This window comes from Rhodopila sp., assembly GCF_965277825.1.
Classification (GTDB): Bacteria; Pseudomonadota; Alphaproteobacteria; order Acetobacterales; family Acetobacteraceae; genus Rhodopila.
The window spans coordinates 4,629,769-4,641,670 of the sequence record NZ_OZ255846.1; the positions used below are offsets into that span (position 1 = coordinate 4,629,769).

The 11,902-nt window shown below is 66.1% G+C and carries 14 protein-coding genes; 5 read left to right on the top strand and 9 right to left on the bottom strand.

Annotation, left to right across the window (positions count from 1 at the left end):
• Nucleotides 1-54 precede the first annotated feature (54 nt).
• Both ACQY4T_RS22330 and ACQY4T_RS22335 read right to left on the bottom strand, forming a co-directional pair.
• On the bottom strand, nt 55-1,644 hold the full coding sequence (locus ACQY4T_RS22330) for an ABC transporter substrate-binding protein (RefSeq protein WP_428535167.1): 1,590 nt from the start codon (nt 1,642-1,644) through the stop codon (nt 55-57).
• Nucleotides 1,645-1,761: 117 nt separating this feature from the next.
• The gene (locus ACQY4T_RS22335; protein WP_428535169.1) at nt 1,762-2,340 is read right to left on the bottom strand and encodes a TetR/AcrR family transcriptional regulator; all 579 of its coding nucleotides are present in this window, start codon (nt 2,338-2,340) and stop codon (nt 1,762-1,764) included.
• 144 nt (nt 2,341-2,484) lie between these two features.
• Between ACQY4T_RS22335 and ACQY4T_RS22340 the strand changes: the two genes are divergently transcribed.
• A complete protein-coding gene (locus ACQY4T_RS22340) occupies nt 2,485-3,450 on the top strand; it encodes an NADP-dependent oxidoreductase (protein WP_428535171.1) in 966 nt (321 codons plus the stop codon).
• 105 nt (nt 3,451-3,555) lie between these two features.
• On the opposite strand, the gene ACQY4T_RS22345 is transcribed toward ACQY4T_RS22340, so the two are convergent.
• The 4 genes from ACQY4T_RS22345 to ACQY4T_RS22360 all read right to left on the bottom strand — a co-directional run bounded on the left by ACQY4T_RS22345 (nt 3,556) and on the right by ACQY4T_RS22360 (nt 7,721).
• Nucleotides 3,556-5,214, bottom strand: a complete 1,659-nt coding sequence (locus ACQY4T_RS22345) for an NTP transferase domain-containing protein (protein WP_428535173.1) — start codon at nt 5,212-5,214, stop codon at nt 3,556-3,558.
• Complete coding sequence (locus ACQY4T_RS22350; RefSeq protein WP_428535175.1) at nt 5,211-5,909, bottom strand: XdhC family protein; 699 nt, start codon at nt 5,907-5,909, stop codon at nt 5,211-5,213. The genes ACQY4T_RS22345 and ACQY4T_RS22350 overlap by 4 nt, the downstream gene beginning before the upstream one ends.
• Before the next feature lie 268 nt (nt 5,910-6,177).
• Complete coding sequence (locus ACQY4T_RS22355) at nt 6,178-6,504, bottom strand: XdhC family protein (protein ID WP_428535177.1); 327 nt, start codon at nt 6,502-6,504, stop codon at nt 6,178-6,180.
• Nucleotides 6,501-7,721 carry a vWA domain-containing protein gene (locus ACQY4T_RS22360; RefSeq protein WP_428535179.1) on the bottom strand — a complete coding sequence of 407 codons (1,221 nt, stop codon included), beginning with the start codon at nt 7,719-7,721 and terminating at the stop codon, nt 6,501-6,503. The genes ACQY4T_RS22355 and ACQY4T_RS22360 overlap by 4 nt, the downstream gene beginning before the upstream one ends.
• 173 nt (nt 7,722-7,894) lie before the next feature.
• Here ACQY4T_RS22360 and ACQY4T_RS22365 point away from each other — a divergent pair, with 173 nt between their 5' ends.
• On the top strand, nt 7,895-9,454 hold the full coding sequence (locus tag ACQY4T_RS22365; protein WP_428535181.1) for a vanadium-dependent haloperoxidase: 1,560 nt from the start codon (nt 7,895-7,897) through the stop codon (nt 9,452-9,454).
• Between the two features lie 144 nt (nt 9,455-9,598).
• On the opposite strand, the gene ACQY4T_RS22370 is transcribed toward ACQY4T_RS22365, so the two are convergent.
• Both ACQY4T_RS22370 and ACQY4T_RS22375 read right to left on the bottom strand, forming a co-directional pair.
• A complete protein-coding gene (locus ACQY4T_RS22370; RefSeq protein ID WP_428535183.1) occupies nt 9,599-9,748 on the bottom strand; it encodes a hypothetical protein in 150 nt (49 codons plus the stop codon).
• Nucleotides 9,745-10,197 carry a MaoC family dehydratase gene (locus ACQY4T_RS22375; RefSeq protein ID WP_428535185.1) on the bottom strand — a complete coding sequence of 151 codons (453 nt, stop codon included), beginning with the start codon at nt 10,195-10,197 and terminating at the stop codon, nt 9,745-9,747. The genes ACQY4T_RS22370 and ACQY4T_RS22375 overlap by 4 nt, the downstream gene beginning before the upstream one ends.
• A gap of 196 nt (nt 10,198-10,393) precedes the next feature.
• On the opposite strand from ACQY4T_RS22375, the gene ACQY4T_RS22380 reads away from it, so the two are divergent.
• The 3 genes from ACQY4T_RS22380 to ACQY4T_RS22390 are packed head-to-tail and all read left to right on the top strand — an operon-like array spanning nt 10,394 to nt 10,937.
• A complete protein-coding gene (locus ACQY4T_RS22380) occupies nt 10,394-10,555 on the top strand; it encodes an entericidin A/B family lipoprotein (protein WP_428535187.1) in 162 nt (53 codons plus the stop codon).
• Between the two features lie 31 nt (nt 10,556-10,586).
• Nucleotides 10,587-10,769, top strand: coding sequence for a CsbD family protein (locus ACQY4T_RS22385; RefSeq protein ID WP_428535189.1), 183 nt, complete (start codon nt 10,587-10,589; stop codon nt 10,767-10,769).
• Nucleotides 10,770-10,784: 15 nt separating this feature from the next.
• Nucleotides 10,785-10,937: a DUF3309 family protein gene (locus tag ACQY4T_RS22390; RefSeq protein WP_428535191.1), complete on the top strand. Its 153-nt coding sequence runs from the start codon at nt 10,785-10,787 to the stop codon at nt 10,935-10,937.
• Between the two features lie 113 nt (nt 10,938-11,050).
• On the opposite strand, the gene ACQY4T_RS22395 is transcribed toward ACQY4T_RS22390, so the two are convergent.
• On the bottom strand, nt 11,051-11,824 hold the full coding sequence (locus tag ACQY4T_RS22395; protein ID WP_428535193.1) for an acyl-CoA thioester hydrolase/BAAT C-terminal domain-containing protein: 774 nt from the start codon (nt 11,822-11,824) through the stop codon (nt 11,051-11,053).
• Between the last annotated feature and the right edge of the window lie 78 nt (nt 11,825-11,902).

Consider the following 11,902-nt stretch of genomic DNA (forward strand, 5'->3'; position numbering starts at 1 on the left):
GTCCCCTGGCCCAATGCGCCGGCTGGTTCAAGCTCGTTCCAGCGGTATCCGAAGCTACGCCTTTCGCGCGCCCCAGAACACCGGGGCCGAGCCCTTCACCAAGCCGGTAACGTTCGACCGCCATGCCGCGTGCGGCAGATATTGCCCCAGCGGAATGCTTGGCACGGAGGTGAACGCCGCGGCCTGGAAGGCGATTTCCTGCCGCCGCCGTTCAGCCTGGTTGGGGGCGTCGATCCAGCCCTCGTAGGCTGCCTCTAGCGCCGGATCGTCGGGCCAGCCGAACCACGCCTTCGAACCGTTGCTGCGCAGCGTGTTGGCCAGCAGCGGATCGACATACTCGGGTCCCGGCGCGCCGGCCGGGAACATCGACCAGCCGCCCTTGTCGAGCGGCGCCTTGGACGGGCGCCGCTGCACCACGGTGCCCCAATCGGTCATCTGCTCATCGACCGCCAGCCCGACCTTGTGGAACGCATCCACCACCACGGTGCTGAAGGCGTTGTAGGCGAGCTGGTCGGTCGGGTGCAGGAACACGATCTTTTCGCCGCCGTAGTTCGCCTGGTCGAGCATGCGCTTGACCTGATCGATGCTGTGCCGCTTGCGCACGAAGTCCATGCCGGCATCGTTGGCGCTTCCGGAGGACGGCAGGAAATACCCCATCGGCGCGCGCCACGTGTTCGGGTCGTCGCCCATCGTCGCCACCATCACCTCGTGCTGGTCGATTGCGGCGAACATCGCGCGCCGCACGCCGACATTGCTGGTCGGCGGGTTGAGATGGTTGGGCCGCAGGATGGCGACCGTGCCGTAGAGGTCGAGCAATCCGGTGTCGATGCCGGCGCGTTGCCGCAGCATCGGGATCAGATCCGGCTGCGGCAGTTCCAGCCAGTCCACCTCGCCGGCGATCAGCGCGCTGGCGGCCGTGGCGCTGTCGGGGATCACGTGCCATTCGACGCGGTCGAGCAGCACCTGATGACCGCCGGCGGTGTAGGACGCCGGCTCGTTGCGTGGCTTGTATCGGTCGAACCTTTCGAATGCAACGAAACTGCCGGAGACATATTCTTTGGGGCGGAACCGGAACGGGCCGCTGCCGACGATCTCGGTCACCTGCTTGAACGGATCGACGGAGGCGGCAATCCGTTCCGGCATCATCACCGGCTGCGGCTGCACCTTGGACAGGAAATGCGCCAGCAGCGCTAACGGCTTGCGCAGGCGCCAGACCAGGGTGCGGTCGTCCGGCGCCTCGATCGCATCGACCCGCTGGTTGATGGTGGTGGCCGCGGAGTCCCGCTGCAGCCAGCGCCGCAGGCTGGCGACGCAGTCACGAGCCAGGACCGGGGTGCCGTCGTGCCAGATGAGGCCGTCGCGCAGCTTCATCGTCCAGCGCCTGGCGTCGTCGTCGATGACATGGCCTTCGACCATCTGCGGGCACGGCACGAACGCCTGATCGCGGCCGTAGAGCATGTCGTACACCATGAGCGCGAAATTGCGCGTCACCGTGGCGGTGGTCCAAACCGGATCGAGACTGGTCAGATTGGCCTGCGGCACGAAAATCAGCGGCTTGGGCGCCAAGGCCAGCGCCGGCCTCGCCAGCATGGGCCTCGTCAGCACCGCCGCACCGGCGGCAGCCATGAGTGCGCGTCGTTGCATCGTTTCCTCCGGTCCGGTCTGGGCCGGACTGCGATTAGTCGGACGCCATGTGTAGCCGGTAAGACCGATAGTCGTGAAGCATGACCGCTGGTATCACTTCCCGGGGACTGCCAGCGTTCAGCGGACCCGATTTGGGCTGGATGAGGACAGCGCGCGCACATCGTGGAAGGCCTGGACGAGATGGTCGTCCAGATTACTCGGACCGTCGTCGAGCCACGAGGTCACGGCATGGCTGAGTGTGGCGATCCCTGTTTGGGCCGCCAAGGTTGCCAAACGATCGGCAACGCCGCGTTGGCGCAGGGCCGATGCGAGCGTGGCAGTCAGTGACCCGATCTTGGCCAGTTCGCGTTCCTGAAGCGCGGGGCTGCTGGCGATGACCCGGGCTCGGGGTTCGGAGAAAGGGCGATTCTCGACAAACAGTTGTTCCACTGAGCGGAACGCGAAGAACAAGGTGTCCCAGGGACCAAGCTTATGCGGCGCGCTGGCTACTGCGCTGATCAGAGCCGCGCTCAGCGCAGCCTCGCCGTCGAACAGCACCTCTCGTTTGTCCGGGAAGTGACGGAAGAAGGTGCGTTCGGTGACCCCCGCCTTGGCAGCGATGGCGGCGGTCGTGGTCTGATCGTAGCCACGCTCGCGGTATAGCTCCAACGCCGCTTGCTGCAGGCGACGACGCACTTCCTCCCGGCTTCGCGGCATCGAATGAGCACCCTATTGTCAGTCACTGACACCATCCTATATCGTCAGTGACTGACGAAACAGTCCCGCGTTGTCAACGTCGCGCTGTCGCAAGCGGCACGGCGCTTCGCGACCAGCATCTGACCAGGCAAGCGGAGGCCTAGCATGACCGAACCTGAACGTGCCACCATGAGGACCATTCGGTTTCACAGCCATGGTGAACCGGCCGACGTGCTGAGGCTGGATGACGCGACGATTCCGAGCCCAGGTCCCGGCCGCATCCGGGTCCTGGTGCACGCATGTGGGCTCAATCCTGCCGACTGGGCGCTATGCCGGGGCTTGTTCGCCGGCGCTCTGCCTCGGGGGATCGGGCTGGAGATTTCAGGTTCTGTCGAAGCGGTGGGTGCGGGCGTGACCGATGTCGGCGTCGGCGATCATGTCCTGGGAACGGCCGACTATGCAGGCTACGGCAGCGCTGGCGCATCGGATTACGCCATCATGAATCACTGGACGCCGGTTCCGGCGGGGCTCGACCTGGTTGCGGCCGCCGCGCTGCCGATGGCGGTTGAGACGGCGGTTCGCAGCCTCGGAAATCTCGGTGTGGCAGCGGGGCATACAGTATTGATCCATGGCGCAGGAACGACGGTGGGGTTTGCCGCTGTCCAGATCGCGTTACTGCGCGGCGCCGGCGTGATCGCCACCGCCGGTGAGACGTTCGCCGAGCGACTGCGCGGTTTCGGGGCGAAGGTGACGGGGTATGGCGAGGGGATGGTCGATCGGGTTATCGACATCGCGGGAGGGGCACCGGATCTGGTTCTGGACACCGCTCCCGCTAGCGGGGTGTTGCCCGATCTCATCAGGATCGCCGGCGGTGATGCTCGCCGTGTGCTGACTATTTCCGACTTTGAGGCGGCCTTGCAGCTTGGCGCCCGAAGCAGCTTTGGGGAAGACGCCACCTTGCGCCATGAAGTGCTCGGCGAGTTCGCCCAGCTTGCCGCGGCCGGCCGGTTTACGGTGCCGGTGGCTCGCACTTTCGGTCTGGAGGATTGGCGGGAGGCGCTCGACGTCAGCCAGAGCCGGCAGGTTCGCGGCAAGCTTGTTGTCCTGCCCGGCGGCGTTGCTTTGGGGTGATGCAGACGGCGATGTGAGGCGAAATCCGATACCGGCGGATCGAAGGATAGTGCGCCACACTCTGGCGCGGAGATCGCGCCTGCTGACGGCGGCCGGCTGGGGGTTTCAGCCCACCCCGGCGGGTCGCATCCCCCGGGGCAGCGTGGTCAGCGATTCGGTGGTGTCGAAGTCGCGCAGCACGGCGTCGTCCGCCATTTCGACCTCGCACAGTGATTCGGTGTGCTTGCCGACCAGGAAGCGTGCGCCCGAATCGCCGGAGATCTGTTGAATCTCGGCAAAGAATCGGCGGTCCCACAGCATCGGGTTGCCCTGCTTGCCGCGGAAGGTCGGCAGCACGATCAGGCGGCCTTCCTCGGGATCGTACATCGACAGCAGCCGGTCGATCATCCGACCGGTCACCAGCGGCATGTCGCCGAGGCAAACGATCGCGGCGGCACATTCGGGGGGCACCGCGGCAATCCCGGCTTTCAGGCTGGCCGACAGGCCTTCGGCGTAATCATCGGCATGGACATAGCGCACCGGCCTTCCGCCCAGCGCGTGGCCGACGTTTTCGGCCTGGTGTCCGGTCACCACCAGGATCGGCCGGGCGTTGGACGACAGGATATTGTCGACCACCCTGGCGATCATCGGCTTGCCGGATTTATCGGCGACCAGCAGCTTGTTGTGCGGCGCCATCCGCCGCGACCGTCCGGCGCCGAGGATCACCGCCGCGATCAACGGCGCGCTGCGCGGCGCGGCACCGGAACGAGGGGTTGCCGGTGCCTTCTCCCTGGGCATCGGGCGGGTTTCCATCTCCTTCAGCAGGCCGCCGACGCCCATGCGCATCAGGTCGCGCGGGGTGACCGCGAGGCCGGCGAACAGGCGGGTCAGCACGAAGTCGATGCCGTTCAGGCTTGGGCTGCGGGCGCATCCCGGCAGCACCAGGGCGGGGCGTTCGCCGATGCGGCCGAGGCAGATCAGGTTGCCGGGGTCCACCGGCATGCCGAAATGCAGGATCTCGCCGCCGGCGCGGACGATGCCGGCCGGCCCGACATCGCGACGGTCGACCACGGCGGACGCGCCGATCACCAGCAGCAGGTCGGCGCCCGCAGCGACTAGGCTGTCGAGCGCGCGGCCGATCGCGTCCTGCTGATGCGGGCAGCGGACCGGGGGCAGCAGGCTGCCGGTCAGCGCGGTGATGCGTGCCTCGGTGATGGCGATCGTCTTGTCGGTGACGCTGTCCTTCAGACCCGGCAGTTCGGTGACCACCAGGCCGACCTTGAGCGGGCGGAACGGATGCAAGGTCAATGGACTGGGGCCTTGGCGGGCCAGCGCCTCGGCGACGCTGAGCACGTTGCCGGGCACCGAGAACGGGATGATCTTGATGGTGGCGACCAGGTCCTTGGGCGCCACCACGGCATAGTCGGGCAGGGTTCCGATGGTCAGCGCTTCATCGATGGTGTTCAGCCGGTCGATCCGGGCTGCGTCGATGCGCAGCAATCCGGGCGCCTCGGCCAGCAGGTTGACCCGTCCGGTGGCGGCACGCGACCGAGCCAGCAGGGGCGAGACGAGGGGGGTCGCCAAGCGATCGGCGGCGATGTCCTCGGGCACGTCGCCGGGTTCCAGCCTGGCGCAGATCACTTCGGACCGGCCGGCGCCGCGCAGCGCCTCGATCGCTGCATCGTCCAGCAACGCGCCTTTGCGGATCATCCGCTCTCCGACCCGCTGGCTGTGCGCCATGATCGCACCCTTGGCCTGATCCAGCGGCGCCGCGCCGAACTTCATGCAGCCGGCTTCGGCGCCAGCGGTGCGTTGCGGCGCACGGCGACGATCTCGGCGATGATCGACAGCGCGATCTCGGGTGCGGTGACCGCCGCGATGTTCAGCCCGACCGGGCCGCGGATGCGTGACAGGGCGTTGTCCTGGTGGCCGAGGTCGCGCAAGCGCTGCAGCCGGGCGGCGTGGGTGCGCCGCGATCCCAGCGCGCCGATGTAGAACGCCTGCGACTTCAGTGCGCGGTCCAGGGCGGGATCGTCCAGCTTCGGATCATGCGTGAGGGTGACCACCGCGGTGCGGCTGTCGGGGACGAATTCGTCCAGCGCCTCATCCGGCCAGGCGTTGGAAATCTCGACGTCGGGGAAGCGTTCGTCGGAGGCGAACGAGCGGCGCGGATCGACCACGGTAACCGAGAACCCGCAAGGGGCGGCGAACGGCACCAGCGCCTGCGCGATGTGCACCGCGCCGACCACGATCAGGCGCAGTGGCGGGTTGTAGGCGTGCAGGAAGAAATCGGTGCCGCCCAGCTTGACGGTGCCGCTCTCGTCGCGCTGCAGCGCGCGGTCGGCGGCCTGGTTCAGGTCGGCCGGCGCTTCCGGGTCGGGCAGCAGGCGCTGCTCGCCGGATGGCAACTGGGTCGCCAGGACGACCGGGCGTTTGTCTTGCTTCGCCCGGTCGAGGGCGGCGAGGATTTCTGGGGTCATGGTGGTTCATCCGCGACAGGAGCGGCGATGATAACGCCCCCAGCCAAAAAGGGGAGGGCTTGGGCGCAACCCTGTGCACACTCTGTTGGCGACGGTTGTCCCGACGGACCGTCGTTCACGCCGCCGTCGCAGCGAATTGTTTTTCCGCCGCCGTTCCGGCGAATTGTTTCCGCCGCGGTCCCGGCGAATTGTTTCCGCCGCCGTCCCGGCGAATTGTTTCCGCCGCCGTCCCGGCGAATTGTTTCCGCCGCCGTCCCGGCGGGGGGGCTTAGTTCAACCGCTCGACGAACACCTTGACCTTGCCGCCGCAGGCCAGCCCGACCTCCCAGGCGCGTTCGTGGGTGACGCCAAAATCCAGCAGTTGCGGGCTGCCGGTGTCGATCGTCTTCATCGCCGCGTCGGCGACGGCGCCTTCGATGCAGCCGCCGGACACCGATCCGGCCATGCGGCCGGACTTGGTGACCGCCATCTGGCTGCCGGCCGGGCGTGGCGAACTGCCCCAGGTTTCGGTGACCGTGGCGACCGCCACCTGTTCGCCGGCGGCGCGCCATGCGGCGGCGGTGGACAACACGTCCTCGACTTGCGAAATGCTCATGGATTGGCTCCCTTCATCACGAAGGCCCGCGGGGCGGGCCGCGACAACAGATCGATCAAACCGCGCAAGCTGGCCAGGTTGTGCACCGGGCGGAATTCATCGACGTGCGGCAGCATGGCGCGGATACCCTGTGACTTTGGTTCGAACCCGTCCCATCGCAACAGTGGATTGAGCCATACCAGCCGTGTGCAGGAGCGGTGCAGGCGGTCCATGTTCTCGGCCAGGCCTTGCGCGCCGTCGCGGTCCAGGCCGTCGGTGATCAGCAGCACCACCGCGCCCTGTCCCAGCACCCGCTTGGCCCAGAGCTGGTTGAAGCTGGCAACCGCCTCGCCGATGCGGGTGCCGCCGGACCAGTCGGGCACCGCGTGGGCGACCATCTGGAACGCCACCTCGGGGTCGCGGGCGCGCAACTGGCGGGTGACATTGGACAGCCTGGTGCCGAACAGGAACACCTGGACGCGGTCGCGGTCGTTGCTGACGGCGTGCAGGAAGTGCAGCAGGATCTGGGCGTAGCGGGCCATCGAGCCGGAGATATCGCACAGCACCACCAGCGGCGGCGGCCGGGTCACCCGGCGGCTGCGGGCGATGCCGAGGATCTCACCGCCCTGGCGCAGGCTGGTGCGGATGGTGCGGCGCAGATCGGTGATCGGGCCGGTCTGGTCGGGACGCTTGCGGCGGGTCCGGCGCAGGTCCAGGGGCAGCACCAGGCGACGGATCGCGCGTTTGGCCTCGGCGATCTCGGCCGCGCCCATCGCCTCGAAGTCCATCCGCTGCAGCTTTTCTTGCTTGGAAACCGTCATCGTCATGTCGGTGACCGGCGAGTCTTCCTTGGGGCGCGGCGGTTGGTCGCTCTTGCGGGCGAAGGCCTCGGCGACGCGGCGCGAGGCGGGCGGCGGGCGTTCCGGCTTGGGCTGCTTGCCGGCGTCGAGCAACGCCATGGCGGCGGCCTGTTCGGCGGCCGAGGGATCGCGCCAGAACAGCGCGAACGCCTGGTCGAACACCTCCTGATGGTCGTGGCGGTGGATCATCGCGGCGCGCAGAGCGGTGCGCGCCTGGGTTTTCGAGCCGAGGTCGATACCGGTCAGTGCGTGCTGCGCGGTGATGATCTCGGCCGGGCCGACCGGCAGACCGGCGCGGCGCAGCAATCTGGCGAAGTGCATCACGTTGGCGGCGACGCGCGATTGCGGCTGGGTCGGTGGGTCGTGGGCCAGGGTCATTGGCGGGTAATGGAGGGCAGCGCACGCGGCGGTGCAAGGGGCCGACGCGTGTGATCTGGCTCACAGCTCAACCGACAGGACATCTGCTAACCCTGATTGCCGAATGCAGCCAAACCGCCAGTCAATCGCATATTACGATACAGAAACAACAGTGATAGCGCAGAGGAAATTCCATGTCAACGTTGAACCCACATGCCCGTGCCAATGAGGCCGAGACAATCCGCATTGCAGCGGCGAAGGCCGAAAAGCACATTGCCCATCAGCACAACAATGGCGATGAGACACGTTACCGGGGCGAATATTGGGGCAATTATTCGAAAGGCCTGAAGCATGACTTCAGGGGAGACGTCGATCCGACATCCTACGAAACCATGCTGCATGCGCTCAGTACAGGCGTGCCCGCCGATTTCGAGGCGATCACCCTGGGCGGAGACGTACCGCTGGTCGATCCGCAGGCCGGCCTGGCTTACGAGTTGGAAGGCCGCGATCCGCAGTCGTTTGTGCTGGCGCCGGCGCCGGAACTGGCCAGCGCCTGGCGCGCCGGCGAGGCGGTTGAGGATTACTGGATGGCGTTGCTGCGCGACGTGCCGTTCAGCCAGTACGGCAGCGATCCGCTGACACTCGCGGCGATCGCCGAGCTCAATGCGCTGTCCGATTTTCGTGGGCCGAGGCAGGGTGGACAGGTTACCGGGAAGACCCTGTTCCGGGGCTTTACCGCGGGGGATCTCGCCGGGCCATATATATCTCAATTCCTGCTGCTGCCGTTCGATTTCGGCGCGGTCCACATCGATCAGCGATTTCAGACCTTTCTGCCGATCGGCGGTGGCGGCGCAGATTACTTGACCGACTTTGCCTCGTGGCTGGCAGTGCAAAACGGCCAGGCAACCGACCCGACGGCACTGCGCTCGCTGCCGTTCGGCGGCAATTCGTTCGATCCGCAGCGGCGCTACCTACGCGACGGCAGAGGTCTGGCTGCCTATGTGCACGTCGACGTACTGTTCGAGGCTTACTTCAACGGCTGCCTTGTGGCGATTGACCTCAAGGCCCCGTTCAATCCCGGCAATCCCTACAATAGCACCGTGAAGCAGCAGGGCTTTGGCACTTTCGGGACCCCCTATGCCAAGACCCAGGTTGCAGCGATCGCGGCCCCGGCGCTGAAGGCGATCTGGTTCCAAAAATGGTTCGTGCATCGCGTGCTGCGGCCGGAGGCGTATGGCGCCCTGGTGCATAAGGCGCTGCTGGCAGCCGGCGACCCGCTGCGGTTCGACTATCCGCTGCACGGCGATGTGCTGAACTCCGACGCGGTGGGGCGGGTGCAGGCCAATAACGGCAGCTGGCTGCTGCCGCAGGCATTCCCCGAGGGCAGTCCGTGGCATCCATCGTACGGCCAGGGGCACGGGACCGTCGCCGGCGCGTGCGCGACGATGCTCAAGGCGATTTTCGACGAGGACTACGTGTTCTCCCAGCCGATGATGCCGAGTGATGATGGGCTGTCGTTGCAGCCTTATACCGGGCCGGACAGGTTGACGCTCGGCGGGGAGGCGAACAAGCTGGCTGCCAATATCGCGCTGGGGCGCAATCACGCGGGTGTACACTGGCGGTCGGATTATGAGCGATCGGTGATTCTGGGCGAGGAAATTGCCATTCGCGTGCTACGCGACCAGAAGGCAACATATAACGAGAACGCGAGCTGGTCATTTACCCGGTTCGACGGGACGAAGATCACGATCTGAGGATGGATCGTTTGCTGCGCGGCCGGCGGCGGTTCACCGGACGCCGGTCGCCTACAGGTTTACGTCGAAATTCTCCAGTTCGTGTCGACCAGCCGTTGCTGGTGCCGAATCGGCGGTTTACCAGATATCGTGCATGGCGCGGGCTCAGCGATCCGGCGTTGGCTTCGCCTGCTCGCGTTGCCGGGCCTGGTCCTTCCGCTTCAGCAGGTTGGCGCGTAGCGCCGCGGCCTCACGCTGCGCGCGGTCCGGTCTGGCTGCGGCTTTGGCCGGTTTTTCGGCCGACGGGCGGGTCATGCCGGGTGCTTGCGCATCATCGCCTGGCGGCGGCAGATCGCCACCATTTCGTCGCGCTGGTTCCAGCAGGTGTGCTCGAACTCGACGATGCCGACAGTGGGGCGGGATCGGCTTTCGCGCATGGTCAGGACCTTGGTGCGGGCGCGCAGGGTGTCGCCGTGGAACACCGGCTTGGGGAACCTGGTATCGCCAAACCCCAGGTTGCCGACGGTGGTTCCCAGCGTGGTGTCGTTGACGCTCATGCCGACCATCAGGCCAAGGGTGAAGATCGAATTCACCAAGCGTTGCCCGAATTCAGTTTCGGCGGCGAAATGGGCATCGAGATGCAGCGGTTGGACGTTCATCGTCATCGCGCTGAACAGGGTGTTGTCCAGCTCGGTGACCGTCCGAGTCCAGGGATGGTTGAATTCCTGACCGGGGGAAAACTGTTCGTAATAAAGTCCTGCCATGCGGGGTCGTCCTGCTGGGTTGGCCGAGTCAACCGCATTCGCGGCTGACTGCCAAGCCAGGCCGCGGCGTTAGCAGCACGGATTCTCAAGGTCATGTGAAAACAAACTGGTATGGTGCGATCTCCGTACGACTTGTAACCGATCCGCCTCAGGGCAAGGTGATGCGGCGTCTGGAGCTGATCGAAAGGACTGTGCCGTGCGCGAAAAAGCCAGGTTGCTACTCGCCCTTGCCTCTCTTGCCGCGGTCGCCCCGATGCTGGCCGCCTGCTACACCACGAAGGGCGCGGGTGAGGATCTCAGCGCGGCCGGCAAGGGACTGACCAACTCGGCAGACAAGAACACAGGCTACAAGCCATAACCGACTTTCACTGACCAGGGAGGATTTTGCAATGGATGAAGATCGTGCCAAGGGCGTAGCGCATCAGGCGAAGGGCGCCATCAAGCAGGGCGTGGGCAAGATGACCGGCGACAAGAAGACCGAGGCCGAGGGTGCGGCGGAAAAAGCCGGCGGCAAGGTACAGAATGCTGTTGGCGGAGTGAAGGATTCCGCTCGTGACGCGCTGAAGAAGTAAAGTCGAGGCCGGCCGATGTCCACCATTCTCATTATCATCCTGATTGTGTTGCTGCTGGGTGCGCTGCCCAGTTGGCCCTATAGCGGCGGTTGGGGTTACTACCCGAGCGGCGGTCTGGGACTGGTGTTGTTGATTGTCGTCGTGCTGCTGGTAATGGGACGAATATAGGCTGGAATGGCGGACGCAGGCGGTCATTGCGGCCGTCGGTGGCGGTTGCCGCGGATTGATGTTGCAAGCGCTGCTTTGGTCTGGTTTCGCCGGGCCGGAGCAGCGTTTCTGCTTTATAGCGGCAAGTCCAGGTGCCCCGTCATGACCTTCCAGGCGGCGTCCCCCAGCGCGGCATCGGCTTGATCGTTTCCGCCGTGGGCGTGCAGGGCGGAGCGAGGGGTGGTTTCGCCGGGTAGCAGCACGCGATGTCCGGCCGCCTGATCGAACACCAGGCGTGCCTGCTTCGCGCTGGCGGCGAGGCGGGCAGCGATGGACTTCGCGAACGTTTCGGATGGCCACAGAGCATCGTCGCCGCCTGCGACCAGGATGATAGCAGCCTTGGCGCGCTCGACCGGAATGGTGGCGGCGGATAGCTCGGAGGCGAAGCGGAGCAGGCTTTGTTCATGCAGGCTTCGGTAGGAGATCAAGCCATCGCGGTAGTCCCGCTTCCAGTATGGATCGCTGGCGATGAACGGCAGCGCGACGCCGGCATGGGTCCAGGATGAGCGTTGCGGCCAGGCTTCGCCATCTTGCCCCGGGCCGCTGTTGCCCCAGACCACCGATGTCGGGCTGATCGCGACCACGGTATCCAGGCGCGGGTCACGGATCGCGGTCAGCAAAGCCGCTTCCGCGCCTTTCGAGGTGCCGACAAAGGCAATCCGCTTGCAGCCGTGTTGCTCCAGCGTATCGAGCGCCCGGGTGAAGGTTTCCAGCGGCACTTCGCAGATGCCGGGAGGCTGGCCCTCGCCGCCGAACCAGCGTAGGGCGAGCGCGACAGCGCCGCGCGATGCGAACAGCCTCGCGCGCGCCACATCGACTCGACCGCTTGAACCGGCTGCGATGATCACGCCGAGGTCGGCTGGATGTCGCGGCGTCAGCAGGGTTCCCTAACATCTCCGCTGAGGATGGTTTCGCGCGTCGCCGTC